This is a genomic window from Desulfovibrio mangrovi, from assembly GCF_026230175.1.
Classification (GTDB): domain Bacteria; phylum Desulfobacterota; class Desulfovibrionia; order Desulfovibrionales; family Desulfovibrionaceae; genus Halodesulfovibrio; species Halodesulfovibrio mangrovi.
Window position 1 is genome coordinate 222411 of record NZ_CP104208.1, and the last position, 21379, is coordinate 243789.

16 protein-coding genes are annotated in these 21379 nt (G+C 56.0%); 6 read left to right on the top strand and 10 right to left on the bottom strand.

Annotation, left to right across the window (positions count from 1 at the left end; translation table 11 throughout):
* Positions 1-82: 82 nt before the first annotated feature.
* Positions 83-970 carry an N-acyl amino acid synthase FeeM domain-containing protein gene (locus N1030_RS00965; RefSeq protein WP_265827111.1) on the top strand — a complete coding sequence of 296 codons (888 nt, stop codon included), beginning with the start codon at positions 83-85 and terminating at the stop codon, positions 968-970.
* Complete coding sequence (locus tag N1030_RS00970) at positions 963-3023, top strand: ThiF family adenylyltransferase (RefSeq protein WP_265827112.1); 2061 nt, start codon at positions 963-965, stop codon at positions 3021-3023. Before N1030_RS00965 ends, N1030_RS00970 begins: the two co-directional genes overlap by 8 nt.
* A 299-nt stretch (positions 3024-3322) precedes the next feature.
* Here the strand turns inward: N1030_RS00970 and N1030_RS00975 are convergent, their stop codons facing one another.
* On the bottom strand, positions 3323-4063 hold the full coding sequence (locus N1030_RS00975; protein ID WP_265827113.1) for a GGDEF domain-containing protein: 741 nt from the start codon (positions 4061-4063) through the stop codon (positions 3323-3325).
* A 51-nt stretch (positions 4064-4114) separates the two neighbouring features.
* Positions 4115-5776, bottom strand: a complete 1662-nt coding sequence (locus N1030_RS00980) for a diguanylate cyclase domain-containing protein (protein ID WP_265827114.1) — start codon at positions 5774-5776, stop codon at positions 4115-4117.
* Positions 5777-5924: 148 nt separating this feature from the next.
* Here N1030_RS00980 and N1030_RS00985 point away from each other — a divergent pair, with 148 nt between their 5' ends.
* Positions 5925-6419 (top strand): PilZ domain-containing protein, encoded by a 495-nt coding sequence (locus N1030_RS00985; protein ID WP_265827115.1) that lies wholly within the window; start codon positions 5925-5927, stop codon positions 6417-6419.
* Positions 6420-6626: 207 nt separating this feature from the next.
* Here the strand turns inward: N1030_RS00985 and eno are convergent, their stop codons facing one another.
* The 7 genes from eno to N1030_RS01020 form a co-directional block, all read right to left on the bottom strand.
* Complete coding sequence (gene eno, locus N1030_RS00990) at positions 6627-7877, bottom strand: phosphopyruvate hydratase (protein WP_265827116.1); 1251 nt, start codon at positions 7875-7877, stop codon at positions 6627-6629.
* Positions 7878-7964: 87 nt separating this feature from the next.
* Positions 7965-9386, bottom strand: coding sequence for a pyruvate kinase (gene pyk, locus N1030_RS00995; RefSeq protein WP_265827117.1), 1422 nt, complete (start codon positions 9384-9386; stop codon positions 7965-7967).
* 17 nt (positions 9387-9403) lie between these two features.
* Positions 9404-10561, bottom strand: a complete 1158-nt coding sequence (locus N1030_RS01000; protein WP_265827118.1) for an inorganic phosphate transporter — start codon at positions 10559-10561, stop codon at positions 9404-9406.
* Between the two features lie 9 nt (positions 10562-10570).
* Positions 10571-11224 carry a DUF47 domain-containing protein gene (locus N1030_RS01005; protein ID WP_265827119.1) on the bottom strand — a complete coding sequence of 218 codons (654 nt, stop codon included), beginning with the start codon at positions 11222-11224 and terminating at the stop codon, positions 10571-10573.
* A gap of 86 nt (positions 11225-11310) precedes the next feature.
* The gene (locus N1030_RS01010) at positions 11311-12792 is read right to left on the bottom strand and encodes a tripartite tricarboxylate transporter permease (RefSeq protein WP_265827120.1); all 1482 of its coding nucleotides are present in this window, start codon (positions 12790-12792) and stop codon (positions 11311-11313) included.
* A 12-nt stretch (positions 12793-12804) separates the two neighbouring features.
* Positions 12805-13275 carry a tripartite tricarboxylate transporter TctB family protein gene (locus tag N1030_RS01015; RefSeq protein WP_265827121.1) on the bottom strand — a complete coding sequence of 157 codons (471 nt, stop codon included), beginning with the start codon at positions 13273-13275 and terminating at the stop codon, positions 12805-12807.
* Positions 13276-13281: 6 nt separating this feature from the next.
* On the bottom strand, positions 13282-14223 hold the full coding sequence (locus tag N1030_RS01020; protein WP_265827122.1) for a Bug family tripartite tricarboxylate transporter substrate binding protein: 942 nt from the start codon (positions 14221-14223) through the stop codon (positions 13282-13284).
* Positions 14224-14948: 725 nt separating this feature from the next.
* Between N1030_RS01020 and N1030_RS01025 the strand changes: the two genes are divergently transcribed.
* From N1030_RS01025 to N1030_RS01035, 3 genes are read left to right on the top strand one after another with little or no spacing between them, the layout of a single operon-like run.
* Positions 14949-16286, top strand: coding sequence for an ABC transporter substrate-binding protein (locus N1030_RS01025; RefSeq protein ID WP_265827123.1), 1338 nt, complete (start codon positions 14949-14951; stop codon positions 16284-16286).
* Positions 16283-18682, top strand: coding sequence for an ATP-binding protein (locus tag N1030_RS01030; RefSeq protein ID WP_265827124.1), 2400 nt, complete (start codon positions 16283-16285; stop codon positions 18680-18682). The genes N1030_RS01025 and N1030_RS01030 overlap by 4 nt, the downstream gene beginning before the upstream one ends.
* Positions 18679-20025, top strand: coding sequence for a sigma-54-dependent transcriptional regulator (locus N1030_RS01035; protein ID WP_265827125.1), 1347 nt, complete (start codon positions 18679-18681; stop codon positions 20023-20025). The genes N1030_RS01030 and N1030_RS01035 overlap by 4 nt, the downstream gene beginning before the upstream one ends.
* Before the next feature lie 95 nt (positions 20026-20120).
* Here the strand turns inward: N1030_RS01035 and N1030_RS01040 are convergent, their stop codons facing one another.
* Positions 20121-21281, bottom strand: a complete 1161-nt coding sequence (locus N1030_RS01040; RefSeq protein ID WP_265827126.1) for a M20 family metallopeptidase — start codon at positions 21279-21281, stop codon at positions 20121-20123.
* Positions 21282-21379 lie beyond the last annotated feature (98 nt).

The following is a 21379-nucleotide window of genomic DNA, read 5'->3' on the forward strand; positions in this document are numbered from 1 at the left end:
CCCACTGGCATGGAAATAGCTGTCATAATTGTTGGACCCTCAGGGCTAACTTTGTGCACCTATTATTCATGTGAGGTGGCCTATGCAAACCGGACAAGACAGACGCCGTACCATCCGCATCCGCCGGTCATCCCTGCTGCAGTGCAAGCTGGGGAACATTGACCGTCCGGCCATAAAGATCGCGGAAGAGGCGGATGAATATAAGCAGGCGTTCCGCATCATCTATGATGAATATCTGAAAGAAACCTATGCCAAGCCTCACGCCAGCAAGATGCTGTACAGCGCATACAGCATGTTGCCAAAGAGCGTGACCTTCATCTTCAAATCGTATCTGGAGGTGTTATCAACGGTAACACTTGTTCAGGATACCAAGTTGTTCGGCCTGCCCATGGACAGTCTGTACAAGGATGAGATCCAGGCGTTGCGTGACTCTGGAAGAAAGGTGGCAGAGATCGCCAACCTGGCAACCAGAAGAGTGCACAGGTGGTCCAACTTGATGATCTATCTGGCAAGGGCTCTCTATAGGTATGCCCTGTTCTGCAAGGTAGACGACGTAGTTATCATGGTGAATCCCAAGCACGTGCGGTTCTATAAGGACATATTGCTGTTCGAGGATTTTGGCGAAGAGAAGCATTATGAGGCGGTGGGGGCACCTGCCGTGGCCTTGCGTGCGAACATGGACTCCTTCAGCAAAAGTCTGGCTGGGGCATACGCCGAAGCGGATTTTGAGACGGATCTCTACAGTTTCTTCGTCAAGATCAACCATGCTGAGAATGAACCGGAAGTGGAATATTCCGCAGAGAAGAACCGGCTGATGGATATGCAGCTTGCCAGTGAGCTTTTCGATGCCCGTCCGGATCTATTGCGAAGTCTCAATCCGAAGCAGCGGGAATACCTGGAGGTGGTTTACCACCAGGCGTTGTTTTGCGGAGGGCTCTTTGGGGAAGGAGAGATAATTGGACATGCCTGATGCAGGAACCGAAGCAAGGAAGAAGCTCTCCAGCCAGGGGCTCGATTGCCACGGCAGTTATGTGGATGCAGCCTTTTGCCGCAATCTCGGGCTGGTTGACTATGCGGGGCAGCAAAAACTGCATGGCACCCGCATAGCCATAGCCGGATTGGGCGGTGTGGGCGGTGTGCACCTTATGACACTGGCCCGTACCGGCATTGGGGCGTTCAATCTGGCAGACATGGATTCCTTCTCCGTGGTGAACGTGAACCGTCAGTTCGGCGCAACGCTCGACTCTTTCGGCAGGCCCAAGCTGGACGTGATGGTGGAGCTGGCCCGCTCCGTCAATCCCTGCATCTGTTTCAAGACCTTCCCTGACGGGATTTCCGATGCCAATCTGGATGACTTTCTGAAAGGGGTTGATATCGTCGTCGACGGTATCGATTTTTTTGCCTTTGACATTCGCAGGCGTCTGTTCAAGCGTGCCCATGACCTTGGAATTCCTGTCATAACGGCAGGCCCTTTGGGGTTCAGTACGGCAGTGCTGGTTTTCATGCCGGACGGCATGGGGTTTGATGAGTACTTTGATATCAACGACACCCTGCCGGAGATGCACAGGTACCTGCATTTCGCCATGGGGCTTGCGCCCCGGGCAACCCATCTTGCCTACCTCGACAGACAATTCGTGAATATTCATGAGAAGCGTGGACCTTCCTTGCATCTGGCCTGCCAGCTCTGTGCTGCCATGGCAGCAACAGAGGTTGTACGCATCGTGCTTGGCAAGGGGCGGGTGCGCGCTGTGCCCTGCTATGCCCAGTTTGATCCCTATGCAAGAGAGTTCAGGAAAGGCAGGCTGCTGATGGGGAATCGCAACCCCTTGCAAAGGCTCAAGATTGCGGTGGCCAAAAAGCTGTTCCTCGGAGGCGGAGGTAGGGAAGGACTTGTGGTTCCTCCTGTTCCATCATTGGTACAGAGAGGGGAGCCTGTGCCTGCAAATGCCGTGGAATATGTCATGCGCGCAGGCATGCAGGCTCCTTCCGGCGACAATGTGCAGCCGTGGCGCTTTCTTCCCTTTGATGGAGGGATTGATGTTGCACTGCACACGGAGGCTGATCACTCGTTCTTCAACTATGACCAGATAGCATCGCTTGTGGCATGTGGTGCCGCAGTGGAGAATATGCGTCTTGCCGCTGCGGCGACAGGCTTGGGCCCGACAGTGACGCTTGTGCCGCAGCCTGCTGAGCAATCCTCTCATCCGGTTGTGGCGCGAGTAGAGTTTTCACCGGATGGGCAGGAACGGGAGGATGTGCTTCACAGCGCCATGTGGCGTCGTTGCACGAATCGCAATATGTTTGGCGCAAAGCCTTTGCCGCACGAAGTGTGCGACAGGCTTTCCGGCATGGTGGCACAGGCGAAGAGCGGCTTTGATGATATCAGGCTGCACTGGGTTACCGGAAAGTCCGAGCGAAAGGCCCTTGCGCGGGCGATATTCCTTGCGGACAGGATTCGTGTCGAACGGCGTGATCTGCATGAATATTTCATGTCCATGGTGCGTTTTGAAAAGCCTTCGCAGAAGTATGGGGATGGTCTGCCTCTGAAGAATCTGTGCGCGGGGTTGGCAGGAGAACAGTTCCTGAAACTCGTGCGTCCGTGGACAGCCATGCGTATCGCGAACATGGCGGGCGTAGGCAGGCTTATGCCCATGCATTCCGCGCTGGGCATCATGCGTTCAGGCGGCGCCGGTCTGCTGACCATAGGCAAGGTTGATATGCCGTCCATACTGCAAGGCGGGCAGGCCATTGAACGCGTCTGGATCATGCTGGAACATATGGGCTTCGCCTTCCAGCCCATGACGGCGATAACCCTGTTCCGGCTGCGTGAAATGCTTGAAGGCGACGGCGCTTTTTCCGAACTCCACAGAGGCTTCATGAAAGAAGCTTGGGGGATTGTCAGCGCATTGTTTCCCGAGGCCAACGGGCGCATACCGCTCATGCTGTTCCGGACGGGCAGGGGGCCTCGCCTCAGATATGGCACGTACCGGAGAGAACTGCATACCTTGATGCTGCAGAGGTGAGAATGGCGTAATAGCCTGTTGCAGTTCGCGTGTTGGTGCGTTGCGGCAGGGCGAAAGGATACAAGCCCGCTTCCGGCAGGAGCGGGCTTTATGCATTCCGGGGGGATTTGAACTGGTCATCGTCAGCGCAAATGGCAGGGCCGGGAAGGAGCGTGGGCTTTTGCAACATATTGAGAGCCCCGGTTCATGAGTACAAGGTGCGCCGGGGAGCAAAAGCCCGCATCCATGCGGGATGGTGATTGCGCGCGGATACTGTAAGCTTATTCGACGCCTGCTGATCCTCCCTGTTCAGCACGTTGTTAGTGGACAGTCACACTCGGGCCGCAGTCTCCGTCAGTACAACTCATGATCCGGTTGCGCTCGGAATCTTTTGCTGCATCCAATGCCTTGGTCGCCTTGTCGAAAACTTCAATGGCAGAGTTGCATTTCTCGAAGCCCGTGCTGCATATCCCGAAGGCTATGGCGTCCGGAATCGTTGACTTTATCTTGCGGAATACGGACATGACCTGCGCATCCAGACGTCTCGCCAGAACCTGTGCTCCGATTTCGTCCGTGTTTGTCAGCAGAAGGGTGTAGTTGTTCTGGTCTATCCGCGAGAAGATATCTGTGGTGCGGATGGCACCGGCCACAATCTCGGAAAACGTTCTGTGTATGTAGTCCGGTGTCTTGCCGAGTTCCTTGGCCAACGAGCGCGCATTCACGATGGTGAAATGCACAATGGAGAGAGGTTGATCGTTCCGTTTGCTTTTGGCGAATTCCACATCCAAGGCCTTGAAGAAAAAGCGGTTGTTATAGGTTTTGGTAAGCGGGTCAACGAGGATCATGTCCTGAAGTTTGTGCTGGGAATAGACGTATAGGCAGACAAAAATGGTTATGTATGCTGCGGCGTACAGGAAAAGGGGCATGACGTTGCACGCGCCGGTTTCGGTGGTCGTAATGTATTTGATTGCAAGCCAGCCTACAGGGAAGAACAGGAGTGAGGCTCCCAGCACTTTGGCATTGCGGGAAAAATGCGGTGTGTTGAGCAGTGTTTTGATCATAAGCACAAGCTCCTTGTTTTTGGTAAAGGGGTGCTGTGCTTTTGCTTGCAACTAACATGCACGTTTGTTGCGATACATCATTGCATCGGCAAATTTTAGCAATTCTTCGTAACTTTCACCGTCGTCCGGAAATATGGCGAACCCCAATGATGCGGTTATCTGAATTTCGTGTTCGTCAATCATGTATGGCTGGTTCGTCATGCGCTGAATCTTGTCTGTAAATGTCTGGGCGCTCTCAGGGGAGCCAACTTCCGGCAGCAGGAAGATGAATTCGTCTCCGCCGTATCTGGCAACGGTGTCCGAGGCTCGGATCGCCCGTTCCAGTCTGTTGCCTACCTGACTCAGCAGCATGTCTCCCACATGGTGTCCAAACGTGTCGTTGACCTCCTTGAACCCATTTAGGTCCATGATCATGAACGTGAACCGTGATTGCGTGCGTTTGCAGCGTTTTATCTCCTGCTGGATTCGTTCTTCGAAGAGAAGGCGGTTGGGAAGTTGCGTGAGTTTGTCGTAATACGCAAGCTTGCGGATGTTGGCTTCAGCATGTTTCTGCGAAGTTGTGTCCTGAATGGTCAGAACGTAGCCTGCCAGCCCCTCGCTGCTGGGTACAATGTTGATGCGATACTGCACGTAGCGTTTTTCCCCGTCTATGTTGAGCCAGGAGTTAATGACCTGCTCGTTGCCCGCTCTGGCGTTTTTCAGTGCCTCCAGCAATTCGTGGCGTGAGATATTGCAGGCGTCCGAGATGATCCAGATGGGGTTGCCCAGCCGCAATTGCTCGGGCTTGTCCAGAAATTCGCCTGCAGCCGAATTGAAGTAGATGATGCCCAGATGCTCGTCGGTCCCGATGATGCCAGTCTTGAACGTATGTGCGAGAACTTTTTCAAGAAACGCAGCTCTGCCTTTGCTGACTTCGGGAGCGGGGACGGTGGCGTCCGTCAGGCTGGCCGATTGCCGTATGGGGCATTCGCAATAACCGGTAAGTATATCCTCGCGGGAGAGGGTGCCGATCGGACTGCCCTCAGCATTGGTAACCACAGCGATATCAATGGGTTTTAAAAGGAATGAGGAAAGGAAAAGGTGCAGGCAGTCTTTTCTCGGGAGCACCTGAGTGTCCAGAGCGACTTCCGAGGTTTTCGTGTGCCAGATGTCGCAGCCCTGTTCAATGAGGGAGCTGATTAATCTGTCAGTCACAATTCCTTCGGTGTGACCGTTGTCATCTACGACAATTGCGATTCGGCTATGTGTGTTGAAGAGCTTCTTGTGGGCTGTGTATATGCTCTCGTCTCGATGGACGATTTCATGCTTTTCAGACGAGAGAAGATGCTCTGTGTAGCACAGTTCACTGGAAAATAACTGCGCTATTATTGAAGTTATTTGTGTGTAGCCGATAGGAGAGCCGTTTTCGGTTACAACAATCAATGTGTCTCTCTGAATGTTTGTACATGTCAGATGAGCCAGTATGGTGTCTGACGCATCAGCCATGACAATGTCATTCATATCTGCATGTTCAAAGGACAATGAATCGTCTGGTGCATGATTGAGAAGCGTCTTTGCGGAAACTGCAACAAAACTGCCATTGCTGAGAGCTATGGGAATGGAGGATGTCTTCTGCTCGATGAGAATGTCAGCAATGGTACTTACCTGAGCATCGTGAGCAACAGGTGGGATGGCGTAAAGCTTTAATTCTTTTAGTGTTCTTCTGGCTATCATGGCGTATCTCCGTTTTCTGTCGGGGACCCTGCCTTTGGCTTTGTGTTGGCACAATAATAGCAGAAGATGGAGTACTTACAAGTAGGCGTTGGTTCTGATGTCTTGTATGAGCTTTCGATCACGTCCTATCTTCTGGAGATGATTGCACATGAGCCGTTCAGTAACAATATGCTTTGACTTGTCGGCGGACGAACACAGGGTGCTGCAATTTTTAGCCCAATCAGAGGGACTCTCTTCTGGCGGATACGCGCGTAATGTGATCAAACGGTACTTGAAGGAATCTGAAGGAAGCGAAGGTATCGGCCGGGAAAGGAGAAGAGATTTCAGGCAGCAAGTTTCTATTCCTGCAGTATCTCTTGTAAATTATTCCGACAATGTGTCGAAAAGTCATCCCGTGATAATCAAGGACATCTCAAAGAGCGGTGTGAATATCATATTCTCCGAGATGGACATTCCATTGCGTGACCTATTGCGGTCTGCAAAGGGATTTGAACTTGTTTTTACAGTACCGGTGTCCGGCGCGACCGTTGCCCTGTCATGTAAGGTAAGTCGAACAACCTTCGGGGCAAGTGTTTCCATGGCCGGTGAATTCTGCAACGCAACGCACCATGAGGTTACGGCTCTGGCTCCAATATTCCAGTAGTGCGCAGAAGGTTGCCTGACTCGTGCTGTAAACCTTTCAACCGCAAGGCGGCAGAGCAGATGAGTTGTGACGATGATGTATGGGGCAGTCCTTATGTGACCGCCCCTTGTTTTTGTGCCCCAAATGGCCAGCCCCCTGTTCCGGAAGGAAGCAGGGGGCTGGTTTTACGGGGTATGCTGAGAACACCCGTGCGGGAGAAGGGCTGGGCTAGCGATGAGTCCGTCGCAACCCTTCCTCAATCCGCAGAAGTTGGTTGTATTTGGAAATCCGGTCTGAACGGCAGAGGCTGCCGGTCTTGATCTGGCCTGCGTTGACGGCCACTGCAAGGTCGGCAATGAAGTGGTCGGACGTTTCGCCGGAGCGGTGCGAAATGACGGTCTTGTAGGATGCTTCCTTGGCCATTTCGATGGTATCCAGCGTCTCGGTTACCGTACCGATCTGATTCAGCTTGATGAGAATGGCGTTGCAGATGCCTTTGGAGATGCCTTCTGCAAGAATCTTGGGGTTGGTGACAAACAGGTCATCGCCGACCAGCTGAATGTCATTGCCCAGTTCGCGGGTCAGGTGGGCAAAGCCCTCCCAGTCATCTTCGGCAAGGCCGTCTTCAATGGAAATGAGGGGGAATCTGGAGCAGAGATCCTTATAGAAGTCGGTCAGCTCTGCTGCAGAGAACTCCTTACCTTCGCCGGCCAATACGTACTTGCCATTCTTGCGGAATTCGCTGGCTGCCACGTCGATGGCAATGGCAATCTCGCGGCCGGGTTCGTAGCCTGCAGCTTCAATGGCGCGGATCAGATATTCGAAAGCCGCTGCATGGTTCTTCAGGTTCGGGGCAAAACCGCCTTCGTCGCCTACGGAGGTTACCATGCCGTCCTTGTCCAGAATCTTCTTCAGGGCATGGAAGGTTTCCGTTCCCATGCGCAGGGCTTCGGCAAAGCTCTCCGCATGCATGGGCATAATCATGAATTCCTGTATATCCAGATTGTTCGGCGCGTGTGCGCCGCCGTTGATGACGTTCATCATGGCGCGGGGCAGTTTCTTGCCGTTGGTGCCGCCAAGGTAACGGTAAAGGGGAAGGCCCAGCATGCTTGCGGCTGCACGAGCACAGGCCATGGAAACGCCGAGCATGGCGTTGGCGCCGAGTCTGTTCTTGTTCTCGGTGCCGTCCAGTTCGATCATGGCAGCGTCTACGCCAACCTGATCAAGACCGTCCATGCCGGTAATGGCATCGGCAATGGGGCCCGTGATGTTGCCCACGGCCGTCTGGACGCCCTTGCCGTTGTAGCGGTTCGCGTCACCGTCACGGAGTTCGAGTGCTTCGCGGGTTCCGGTGGATGCGCCGGAGGGAACTGCCGCAAGGCCCATGTGGCCGGATTCAAGATGGACTTCCACTTCAACCGTGGGGTTGCCGCGTGAGTCCAGTATTTCGCGTGCCCATACTGTCTTGATTCTGCTCATTGCAAATCTCCTGTCGTGATACGAAGAAAGGTTCCTGATGTGCGGTGGAGATTGACCCCCTGCGTTGCCGCAGGGGATCCGCCATGGCTATTTCTGGAATACTTCAATCTTGTTGGTACGGGGTTCGGGGAGTCTGAGGTCTGCGGAGTGCGTGCTCAGAACTACCACGTCGCCATTGTCGAATTTGGGCGAGCCCAGCACAAAGTTCTTCAGGCGGGTGGTATGACGCGCCTCTTCCTCCGTGCACAGCACCGGCGTGATGCCCCATGCAAAGTTGAGCGCCTTCACCGTGGAGATATTGGGAGAAAGGGCGAACACATCGTGCAGGGGGCGGCGGCTGGAGATGTTGCGCGCAGTCAGGCCGCTTTCCGTATGACAGACCAGCGCCCTGCTGTTGAAGTTTTGCGCCAGCAGGCAGGAGGCGTAGGCCATGTGCTTGCCGTTGTTGGAACCTTCACGCGGCATCCAGGGGGTTTGTGCCCGTTCATGGAAGTAGCCTTCGGCCGATACGGATATTTCACGGATGGTTTTGACAACTTCCAGCGGGTTGGCCCCGATGGCGGTTTCTTCGGAAAGCATCACGCAGTCCGCACCGTCCACCATGGCGTTGGTGACGTCGGACGCCTCTGCACGGGTGGGAACCACGTTGTTGACCATGGAGAGCATCATCTGGGTCGCAACGATGACCGGCTTCTGTGCGTGGCGGCAGGCGCGGATGATTCGCTTCTGGATGGTGGGCACCTCAGCCAGCGGGCATTCCAGAGCGAGGTCGCCGCGAGCCACCATCAGGCCGTCAGCCAGTTCCAGCAGGGATTCAAGATTGTCCACGGCGTTCTGCCGTTCAATCTTTGCGATGATGGGAACCCGCTTGCCGCAATGTTCCATCTCGTCAATGAGATCGCGGATGTCCTGTGCCGTCTGTACGAAGGACATGGCAAATGCGTCCAAGCCGAGTGCAAGGCCTTCGCGAACATCCTTGCGGTCCTTCTCCGTTAGGGCGGCCACGGGGTGGAACTTGCCGGGGAAGGTGATGCCCTTGTTGGACGTCAGCGTGCCTTCATTTCCGGCTTCAAGTTCGAACAGCCTGTCTTTGACAAGCACTTTGGCTACCTTGAACTGCAGCAGGCCGTCTGCAAGGACGACGCGCATGCCTTCCTCAAGTCCTATCAGCAGTTCGGGGAAGTCCAGCGGGAGAAACACCTTGCCGTTTGCAGATGCCTCTTCCGCAGGTAGGCCCAGCAGTACGGGTTCACCCTTGGTGATGCGTTTCGGCGATTCTGCAATAGCGCCGATGCGGGTCTTGGGACCGCACAGGTCGCCCATGGCCGTGAGGGGCATGTCCAGCTCCTGCTCCAGATCGCGGATCAGGCCCAGCGCCTGTACAAAACCGTCTGCGTTGGAATGTGAGAAGTTGAGCCGGAAGATGCGTACACCGTTTTCAACCATCGCCCGCATGATGTCCTTGTTGGCGGAAGCGGGGCCGAGGGTGGCAATGATTTTGGTTTTCATGAGACCTATCCTTGTAATCATGAACGAGGTTCTGCGCCCTGCTGGAGCAATACGGCAGGCAGTTCGTGCCCGGGGGCAGCGGCAGGGGCAATGGTTTCAATGATGGCAGGCTGTTTCTGGGCTATCTTGCTGCCGTCGTACACGGTCTGCATGAAAACGTTCTGCAGAACCGAGAGACAGATGAAGCTGACAATGCCTGCGATGACCGGAGTGGTTACCCAGCCGCAGGCAATGCCGCCCACGGTTTTCCACCGGATGCCGCGGCCTCCCTTGAGCAGCCCCATGCCGACGACCGCGCCGACAATCGCCTGGGAGCTGGAAACGGGAACCAGAGGCAGCGTGGGCAGGCCCATGTCTCTGAGGAATGCTTCAAGGCTTTGCGAGGAGAACAGAAACAGCACAAGGGAGTGCGCCCAAACGGCAACCAGAGCCATGACCGGCGAGAGCTTGAATATGCCTCCTCCCACAGTCTGCATGGTGTGTCTGGAATAGGTGAACACTCCCACGGCAATGGCTATGCCGCCGATAAGAAAGAGTAACTGGGCGGAGGTAAGCGGCAGCAGTCCGAACAACGTCACGTCGCCGAAGGGGGAAACGGGAACAAAAACGCCCACAACATTGGCGATGTTGTTCGCCCCCAGTGAATAGGAGCCGAATGCGCCTACCAGAATCAGTCCGTTGCGGGTCCATTTGTCGAGCCTGAACAGACTGATCTTGCAGAACGGAATGAGAAAGCCCGCCAGCTTGTAAAAGATGATGGCCGTTATGGCCGCCAGTGTCGGGCAGGCAACCCAGGTCATGACGATTCTGGTCAGCTCAAAGGTGTCCGTGGGGGTGTTGGAGAAGAAGTTCCAGCCCAGAATGGCCCCCACGATAGCCTGCGATGTGGAGGCGGGGTAGCGCAGGCGTATCATCATGTACACGCTGGCCGCTGCGGAAAAGGCAACAACGAAGGCTCCGGCAAGAGCGTTTACCGCGCCGAGTTTTCCGAGGGTTTCGGAAGCACCCGCCCCGCTGATGACAGCACCCAGCAGCACGAAGATGCTGCAGCATATGGCTGCGGTATGGAACTTGACCATCCGTGAGCCCACGGCGGTGCCGAATACGTTGGCAGCGTCGTTCGCCCCCAGGGACCAGCCCAGAAACATGCCGCTAGAAAGAAAGAAGAGAGACACCGTGGGCTCCTAGAACGCGCGCTTGAGAACGTAGATGGCGAGGCTGTCGGCCATGTCTTCAGCCTGATCCGCAATGGCGTCCACGTGGCGGACGAAGGCGCTCAACTGGAGGCTTTCGCACAGTTCGAGGTTTTCCGATCTGAAAATGGCGGTCTGCAGTTTGGTTGAAAGCTTGTCCGCTTCGGCCTCCCAGTACGAGACCTTGTGCAGGTGATCCGACACCGCCAGAATGTTCTTGAAGAAGGAGCGGATGGAGCAGGTGACAGCTTCCACGGCTTCCACAACGCAATGCACGAGCTCGGTGAGGTCTTTCACGAGGCTTTCGCGCATACGCGGCCGTTCGATTTCAAAACGGAACATGGAACCCTTGAAGTGCCCGAGCAGCGAGTCCATGCCTTCAATGAGGCGGAGTACGTCGCCGCGCGATTCGGGAATGAGGGTGCGCCTGTAGAGCAGATCTTCGATGGAGCGGCGCAGTACGTCCGCCTGACGCTCCGTATCTACGATCTGGTCGAGGTGCGACTTGAAGGCTTCAAGGTCGTTGGATGTGTATGACTCGACGCCGCGTCTGTAGATCATGCCTGATTCGCTGACCAGATCGAGAAATGCATCCACCTTGTGTTCGATGCCGATTTTTTTCCGTAAAATTCCACCGTAAGACATGGTACGTCCCTTAGGATATTGCAAAAAAGCGTGTGTAATCAGAAGGCGTTCCCCACCCCGCCCGCAAGCGGGGTGGGGAGTTTCGCCTAGGCAGCAGTAGCGCGATGCTTTTTGACGATGTTGATCAGCGGAGGTACCAGCAGCAACAGGGTCAGAATCCAGAGTGCAATGGCCTGCGGGCTTGCAAAGAAGATTGCATAGCTGCCGCGGCCCATGATCAGCGCCTGGGCAAAGCCGGTTTCGGCGATGGGCCCGAGGATCAGACCAAGGATGAGTGCACCCAGCGAGAATCCGGTTTTCTTCAGGATGATGGCACCTACACCGAAGAGCAGGCACAGGTAGATGTCGAGCACGCTGTTGTGGATTGCGTAGGAGCCGAGCACCGAGAAGAGGCAGACGGCGGGAATAAGCAGTTCCACAGGGGTGCGGGAGATCTTCGCGAAACGGGGTGCCATGTACAGGCCGAGAATGAGGAATACGATATTGGCGAGGAAGAGCGAGAGGATGAAGGCATAGGTCATGGTTCCGTGCTTGGTGAAGAGCTCGGGGCCGGGAATGAGGCCGTGCACCAGCAGACCGCCCAGCAGTGCCGCAGCAACGCTGTTTCCGGGAATGCCAAGCGTCAGCGTGGGGACGAGCGAGCCACCCACGCAGCCATTGTTGCCTGCTTCGGCAGCGGCAATACCTTCAGGGTTGCCCTTGCCGAAGAGCTGTTCGTTCTTGGAACGGCGCTTGGCTACGTTATAGGAAAGGAAGGCTGCAATGGTGGCACCTTCGCCGGGCAAAATACCCACGATAGTACCGGTGATGGAGCCGAGGCCGATGAACTTCCAGAGGCCCTTGGGCATGGGTTCCTTCTTGATTTCGCCTACATCAGCAGAACTTTCCACAACGCTTTTCTTGCCGGTCAGTGCGAGCATCTGGGCAATGGAGAACATGCCGATGAGCGCGGGCATGAAGGCAACGCCTTCAAACAGGTCGGTCATGCCGGCGGTGTAACGAAGCATGCCGGAAATGGGGTCGGTACCTACCACGGCGATGATGAGGCCGAGCAGACCGGAGATGATGGATTTGATAAGGCCGCTTTCTTCGTCAGCCATGGAAACGATGCCCGCAAGGCCCAGCAGTGCCAGCAGGAAGTATTCCGGCGGGCCGAAGGAAAGGGCGAAAATGGCGAGCACGGGAGCCATGATCAGCAGAATGAAGGTGGAGAAGGTGCCGCCCCAGAAGCTGGATATTACCGAAACACGCAGCGCAAGACCGGCACGTCCCTGCTGGGTGAGCGGATATCCTTCCATGGCGGTGGCAACAGCCGCAGGTGTTCCCGGCGTGCGCAACAGAATGGCCGGAATGGAACCGCCATACATGGCGCCGCAGTAAACGCCACCCATGAGCACAAGGCCGATCAGCGGTTCAAGGGTAAAGGTTACCGGAATGAGCAGCGCCACGGCCATGGTGGCAGTGAGGCCTGGCATGCCGCCGACCACAACGCCGGAGATCGTGCCGATGACAATGGCAAAGATCGCAGCCGGGTCCATGAGTGCATACAGAGAATCGAGAATCATCATACTGTCTTCCCCTTAACCGAAGAGGCTGAATGAAGGCATGAACACGCCCAGCAGTTTCTCGAAAACGAGGTACACGAAGCCCAGGATTCCGATTGTGGTCAGCCCGATGGAAAGTATCTTTCTGGCGCCCAACAGCAACATGGCCAAGGGCAGGAACAGGCCGGAAGCCAGATAGAATCCGAGAATTTCAAACGTGAGACCGTAAATGACGAGCAGAATGAGGAGGCCCCAGAAGCGGATGGGCATGTCTGCCACAACCAGCTTCTTGTCTGCATTGTCATCCTTTTTGCCTTTCTTTTTGGCTCTGGCCGTGATCAGCACTTCGGCTACGCAGAGGATGCCGAGGCTCAGCCCCAGAAACCTGACGTATTCGGCCGTGGAGCCCTGAACGGATTGCGGGTAGGATGCGGTGCTGCTGTAAAGCAGCACCGCGAGTACCAGAAATCCGCCGAGAAGGATCAACTCAGCAAGCTTTCTAGTCATGATGCTTTACCAGGGGTTTTTGTCGTAGAACTTCTGGGTTTCAACCTGCAGTTCATCGAGGTAGGTGCGGAAATCCGGGCCGCTCATGGGCAGGCGGCTGAACACGTTCTTTTCGCAGTCGGCAATGTAGTCGGGGTCGCTGTTGACCTTCACGAGCAGGTCGTCAAGCTTGTCCAGAATGTCCTTGTCGATGCCGGCGGGGGTTGCAAAGCCGCGCACTGCGGTCATGGTCACGTTGTAACCCTGTTCCTTGGCGGTCTTCACGTCGGGCAGAAGGGCGGAACGTTCGGCGGTCATCATGGCGATGATGCGGGCGGTACCGGCCTTGTGCTGGGAGTGCATCTGGGAAAGGTTCATGAAGCTGGCATCGCAGTGGTTGCCAAGGATCATGGCCTTCTGTTCGGTGGAGCCCTTGGTGGGCAGCAGGTTGAAGGTAGCGCCGATCTGGTTTTCGAACTTCTTGGCAGCGATGAAGTCGTCGGAACCGATACCGTTTACGGCTACGGTCAGGGGCTTGGCCTTGGCAGCTTCAACGAAGGAAGCCAGGTCGGTGATGGGGCTTTCCAGCGGAACGGCGATAAGCACCGGGTCGTCAACGGTGTTGCCCATCATGTGGAAGCTGTCCAGAGTGTAGATGGAACGCTTGGCAACGATGTGGGAAACAACCTGCGTGGTGAAGAGCAGGCCGATGGTGTAGCCGTCGGTCTTGGCGCGGGCAATGGCTTCAAAGCCCTTCTGGCCGCCGGAGCCGGGAACGTTCTGTACTACGAAGTCGGCACCCTTCCAGTACTTCTTGGCAGCATTGATGAAGATGCGGGCGGTGGTGTCGGTGGAGCCGCCAGCCTTGGAAGGCACGATAATGGTAATCGGCTTTTCAGGATAGTCGGCAAGAGCATAGCCGGGGAAAGCGAACACCATTGCAACGAGCAGGGCCAAAAGTTTTTTCATAACTCCTCCTTGGATGGTTCTCAGCAATTGGAACCCTTGGGTGACTGCATCGACCGGTTGCCCATCAACAGGTCGAGCGTGCAGCAAAACGGGGTTGATGGCGGTGCTGTTACATCTTGTGGCGCTGCCATGGTTTTCGCTGCATGCGCTTCCCCTTAAATCAAGGAGCGTGCCAAGGTTTTTTTGCGGGCGTAACATTCTAAAATGGCAGTTGTTTTGTTCTCGGTGGCTGTCTGAGTGGCTGTTTCTGAAGGGGCATGATACGTGTCAATTTTGACTCATATGATCCCTTTTTGACCCGGGCAAACGGGTCGATGGAGACTCGGTCGCCTTTCCTGAAAGCTTTCTGGCTGAGGATGTGGTGTGCGTCTGTGCGAGTTGGCAAAGCTCTTGCGGTATGTAAAAGGGAAGGGGCACAGCGATTAAGTGTTGAAATTGCTGTGCGGGGTTTTATTTAGTTTTTATGTATTGATTCAGGGTTTTGTGTGCTTCTTTGTGTGGTCTGTCCGGTACGTTCTTCAGGCCGGCTGCGAAATGAATCATGGCAGGGTGCACGAGCTTTGCTGAAGCTGGACAGAGTATCCGGACAAGGTGCCTGCTGCCTTGCCTGCATCATTTGATGCAGGCGGTGTGATGTTTGCAATGCAGCTTGCGTGTTGTGTATGGAACGCGCATGAAGCTCGGCCCTGTTCTGGCGGCGATGAGCGGAGTGACGGAGGTTGGTGATGGGTATTGGGTTTGCTGGTCTGGTGTGGTCCCTGATGAGAGCCACGCTGTGTTATGTTGTTATTGCCATGGTCATGTGCGGAGGGACCGTTCGGGCGGAAGCTGCGCGCCTGCAGATTCTTACGTCGTTCTCACCGGCCTTTTACGAGCCGTTCATCAGCAAGTTCAATACGCTGTACCCCGATATCCAGGTCGCCATACTTAACAAGAAGACAACGTCTGCCATAGATGAGCTGCTCAGAGGCAACAGCAGGCAGTTCGATATTTTCTGGTCCTCGTCGCCGGATGCCTTTGAGATTCTGAAAAGCTCAATGAAACTGCGCTCTTCCGCTCTGGGCAGGCAGCACAGCACCATCGCGGTTGACGGGTATTCGGTGGACGATCCTGATGGCTATTTTTACGGATTTGCCTTGTCCGGTGTGGGCTGGATGTGGAACCACTCCTACTTCAGGAAGGAAGGCTTGAAGCCTCCGCAAAACTGGCTGGATATGGCGAATCCGGCGTATTACAACCATATGGCCATGTCCACGCCCTCCCATTCCGGTTCGACGCACCTTATTGTAGAAAGCCTGCTGCAGGGGATGGGGTGGGAGAAAGGGTGGGCGCATCTCATGCGCATGTCCGGCAATCTGGTCACGCTTTCGGCACGAAGTTTCAGTGTGACGGAGGGCGTGAAGAACGGACAGTTCGGCATGGGGCTGGTGATCGATATTCTCGGGCGGCCACAAGGGGTAACCCATACCTCGTTCCAATACGGGGAACCTGTTTTTCTGTCCGCCGCGAGCATTGCCGCTTTGCGGAACAGCGCCAACTCGGCGGAAGCCGAATTGTTCATCGACTTTGTCCTTTCGCCGGAGGGGCAGAACATCCTGCTCAAGCCTGAGATAAACCGGCTGCCGGTTTCCCAGTCCATGTACGAAAGCGGCAAGCTGGACTCTTTTGAACTGCTGAACCTGATAAAGGCGGGGAAATCCCGCCCGTATGATGCTTACACCGCGCAGTTGCGCTACAATTTGATAAACAGATTGTTTGATGAGCTTATCACCTTCAGACTTCCTGAACGACGCAGGATCTGGAAGCGGCTTATTTCGCTGGAGAAGTCGGGTGATGGAGCCAGCGCCGCTGTCAGGGAGCAGGTATACAGGCTTCTCGGGGAGGTGCCCGTGAGTGAAGCGCAAAGCCGCGATCCCGAATACAACAAGATGTTTGCGTCTCCTGTTGCCAGCAGGACAGCAGGCCCTGAACTGCAGGGGCAGATTACGTTATGGCAGAATTTTGTAGAGGAACGGCTCAGCCGCGCCAAGGAACTGCTGGATAGCATACCCGTCAATAAATGATGAAGAACATACCGGTATTTTATGGCATCTGGGCCAGATTGCTTATGGCTTTCGGCGCCATTGCGGCCATGACCGTGCTTGCGGTCATGACTGCTCTTTTCCTGTTGGAAAAATCCAGCGACATCTTTGCCACCATCACGGAGCGGCAGCTCCCTGAGCTTGCCCGCGTGGCGGGATTTGCGGAAATCGGCGGGCAGATCATGGCCATTGCGCCGAGCCTTGCCTCGGCGGCGGATGAAGAGGAACAGGCACGGATACGGGCCGATCTCAACGACCTGCTGGTGCGCTTCAAGCGTGATCTGGAGGTGCTTGAGGCAAATAACCCGCAGGTTGCCAGTGAGCTTGATCTGTTGCTGAACCAGCTTTCCGCCAACCTGTTTGCCATGCAGATGAAGGTGGCTGAGCGACTCAGGCTTGAAGCCGTGCTTCTGAAATACATGGAACGGCTGCGTTGGCTCTATTCGGACCTGCTCGGCGAGATTGAACCGTTGGGACAGGACCTGAACTACAACCTTGATGCCGAACTGGATCGCATGATCAGTGCGGCAGGGCGAGGAAACCGGCAGGTGGCGGTGGGTCGCCTGCGTACCACGCGCAATCTCAAGAAGATTGTCGAAGGCATGGGCAACAACGGCGACCTGCTCGTGAGTTTGTTGTTACAGGCGTCGTCCGTTCAGCGGGAGGCGCAGGTGGAGAACCTTGACGCTCTGGCTCGTGATACGAGCACTGCGCTGAAATTCGCACTGGAGGAGTTCTCCGAAGAGGCCAGCGCGCTGACGCTTCGCCACTCTCTGCAGGAAATCATGTCGTTGGCCGAAGGGCCTGAGGGCGTGTTTGCCATAAAGAAGCAGATTCTTGCCAGCGAGACGGACGGGCAGGCCATGTTGTCTGAAAACCGCCGTATCGTGGGCTTGCTGCGAAAGTCCATAGAATCCATTGTCGCCAACAGCCAGCAGGAAGCCTTCGAGGCTGCCGCCGTGACCAAGCGGAAGCTGGACCGGGCCACATGGGCCCAGCTGGGGCTGGTGTTCCTGAGTCTTGTCATTGCGGCCTGTGTGCTGTGGTTCTACGTGCGCGGCAGCATCGTTGCGCGGCTTAATGCCCTTGGCAACAGCATGCGCGCCATTGCCGCCGGTGACCTTGACCACCCCGTACCCGAGGCCGGGAGTGACGAGGTCGGGCAGATGGCCGCAGCGTTGCGTGTCTTCCGTGATACGGCGCGGTCCGTTGAAGAAGCCAATGCACAGGCCATCATCGATAATGCGGCGGCAGGTCTTGTCATTGTCGAACCGGACGGGGAGATCAGGTTCTTCAACCTCATGGCCGTGACCTTGTTTGCCGCTGATCCGCAGGGCATGACAGGGAGCTCCATCTTCTCTCTGCTTTCCGAGCAGGACAGAGTGCCTCTGCGCGAGGCTTTTGCCTTCACCTTCAGCGGAGGTTCCGATCAGATTCAGATACTCTGTCAGGGCGTCAGAAGCGATGGCGGAGAATTCCCTGTTGAAATGGTCATTCGTCCCATCCAGCAGCGCTCACAGCGGCGGCTCATGGTCACTATGCATGATGTGACCGAGCGCGAGAAGGCGGAAGAACTGCTGCGCAGACGCGTGAAGTTGAAGACGGACCACCTGAGCCGCATCAATGAGCGTCTCCGGCTGGAGGTTAAGGAGCGCCGACGCGTTCAGGATGAACTGGTGCAGGCAGGTAAGCTCGCGGCCCTGGGACAGCTTTCCGCAGGCATTGCCCATGAGCTGAACCAGCCGCTTTCAGCCATCCGTTACTACATTCATAATGCCCGCCTGCTGCTGCAGCGGGGGCAGCTTGATCTGCACGAGGAAAACATAGGCAAGATCAGTGAACTGAGCGAGCGGATGGCAAAGATGATTAACCATCTCAAGTCATTTGCCCGTCTGCCTTCCAACAAGCTGCAGCCGGTCGATGTGGTGACGGCCATTGATCACGCTCTTTCCCTCCTGAATCGCAGAATAACGGACGAGGGCATTGTCATAGAGCGGCGGTATGAAAACAGGCCTCATCTGATTCTTGCTGAAGATATTCGTCTGGAGCAGGTGTTGGTGAATGTTGTCGGCAACGCCATAGACGCCGTGGCCATGCAACCTGCGGACAACAGGACGGTTTCGCTGGATATTGTGGAGCGGGACGGCAACCTGTGCATAGAGGTGGCCGACAGCGGGCCGGGGATTCCGGCTGAAGTCCGCGAGGCCATTTTCGACCCCTTCTACACTACCAAGGAAGTGGGGAAGGGACTTGGACTCGGGCTTTCAATCTCGTACAACATAGTAAAGGACATGAGAGGGGCCATTGAGGCCACGGCCGCCGATACGGGCGGCACACGATTTATCATCTCATTCCAGAAGGTTGATGAGCAGGTATGACAACGATAGGTGAAGTTTTTCTGGTTGATGACGAGGCGGAGATCCGGCAAGCATGCCGCCAGACCTTTGAGCTTGAAGGCTACGCCATACGGACCTTCAGTTCAGCGGCGGAAGTGCTGGCGGAGATAGCGCCAGACTGGCTCGGCGTGGTTATCAGCGATGTGCGTATGCCGGGAATGGACGGTCTTGAGCTGCTGAAGCGGGTCAAGGAACTTGCGCCAGAACTGCCTGTGGTCATTCTCACCGGCCATGGCGATGTGCCCATGGCGTTGGAAGCCATTCGTCTGGGAGCCTATGATTTTCTGGAGAAGCCTGCGCCGCCGGAATATCTGATCGAAGTGGCCAAGCGTGCTCTTGAGGCACGCAGGCTCTGTCTTGAAAACCGCAGCCTCAAACAGCGCCTTGAAACAAGCGCGGACCTTGAGGGCCGCATTCTCGGCAACTCGCCGGGTATCAAGCAGCTTCGGCAGACCGTTGCCAGCCTTGCAACCATAGACGTGGATGTACTTCTGCTCGGGGAAACCGGCGTGGGCAAGGAGCTCACCGCCCGTTCCATGCATGAGTGCGGCAGCCGCAGGGCCGGGGCTTTTGTGGCGCTGAACTGCGGGGCCATTCCCGCCAATCTGGTGGAAAGCGAGCTTTTCGGCCATGAACGCGGCGCTTTCACCAGCGCATTGAACCGTCGTATCGGCAAGATCGAACAGGCTCAGGGCGGTACCCTGTTCCTTGATGAAGTGGAATCCATGCCGCTGGATGTTCAGGTCAAGCTTCTCCGCGCCCTGCAGGAGCGTGTGGTGGAACGGGTGGGCAGCAACAAGAGTATTGCCGTGGACTACCGTGTTATCGCCGCTTCCAAGATCGGCCTGCGGGAAGCTGTGCGCAGCGGCACCTTCCGTGAGGACTTGTTCTACCGTCTCAATGTGGCGCGTGTGGCCATTCCGCCGTTGCGTGAAAGAACTGAAGATATCATGCTGCTTCTCCGGCATTTCATGGGCATCATGGCGGAGCGTTTTCACAGGCCTGTGCCGGAGATTTCGCCCGAGACGTTGCAGAAGCTTCAGCAGTATTACTGGCCCGGAAACGTGCGTGAGCTGCGTAACGTGGCGCAGCAGCTGGTACTTGGTCTGCCGCTTGACCTGTCTGTCGCCCACCTGAGCGATGATACTCCGCAGATTTTTGGTCAGGCCGCGCCGCTTGACGAGATGATGGAGCAGTATGAGAAGCAGGTTATTGAAGATGCGCTGACCCGCAATGAAGGGAAGATAGAGAAGACAGCGCAGTATCTGGGTATTCCCCGCAAGCGCCTGTACCTGCGGATGCAGAAGTACGGGTTGCAGAAGTAGCGGTTTTCCGTCCGCCTGTAATGTAAGAAGAACGCCCCGTCCTGTGCAGACGTTGCACAGGGCGGGGCGTTTTGTTGTCAGATATCAGGTGAAGGCTATTTGCAGTAGGTCTCGAAGGCCTTGCGGATGGCAACCGCCGCCAGAAGCGTGCGCGGCACGATGGTGTCTGCCAGCAGATATTCGTCCGTGGTATGCAGTTTGCCGCCGATGGGCCCGAGACCGTCCAGAACAGGAATGCCGGTCTGCGCGATGAAATTGGCGTCCGAGCCGCCGCCTCGGTACATGCTGGCGACGGGGATAGCCAGTTCCTTTCCGATGGCTTCCACCACGTTGTAGAGTTCGAGGATTGCGTCATTGGTGGGCATGGAGGGGCGCATGGTCTTGATGGTCAGAGAGCATTCCGTACCGGGCGTTTGCGGAGCTGCTGCCAGTTTCTGGATGGCATCCCACATGCGTGTTCTGCTGTCTTCGTCCTTGTAGCGGAATTCGATCACGGCGGAGGCGTGCTCGGCCACGGTGTTAGCGCCAACGCCGCCTTCAATGCGGCCCACGTTCAGGGAAATGCCTGTCTGCGGATCATTCAGGGCTTCCAGCTGCTGGATTTGGCGGGCAAGCTCCAGAATGGCGCTGGCCTTGTCCGGTCCGGCGCTGCCTGCATGGGCTGCCTTCCCTTTGACGAGTAGTTCAAAGGCGATTCTGCCTTTGCGTCCGATGATAAGGTCGCCGTTGTCACCGGCTCCTTCCATAACAAGGGCGACATCGCTTTTTTGCGCTTCCTGCATAATAAGCTCGGAAGAATGCGTGGAACCGGTTTCCTCATCGGAGTTGCAGATAAGTGCAACGGGAATATCCTTGAGCATGTCGGCGGCAGCAAGCGCCTTCAGGGCATACAGTCCGGCAACAAGACCGGACTTCATGTCCGCCACGCCGGGGCCGTAGAGGACATTATCCTTGCGGATGAAGGTATTGAAGCCCATTTCCGGCGGAAACACCGTGTCCATATGGCCGCATAGCAATACGCCCCGCCCGCCGTTCTTTCGCGCCGCTGTTTCTATGATGATGTTGTCGCCCACTTCGTTGCGCGCTTCGCGGCGAACCGTGAAACCCGCGGATTCAGCGGCTTTGGTGATGATGGAGGCCACGGCGTCGGTGCCCGCCTTGTTCGGGGTGTGGCTGTTCGTCAGCACCAGCTCTTCGAGCAGGGCAAGCATTTCTTCTTCGTGGTCAGACAAATAATTGCGTATGGTGTCTATCATGGTAACTGCCTGTAATGGTTGGCTTGATGAGTGCGGCGGTGCGGAATTTTTCTGTCTGTCAGACGAGAATGCGTATTTCTGCAGTCGCTGTAAGGGTG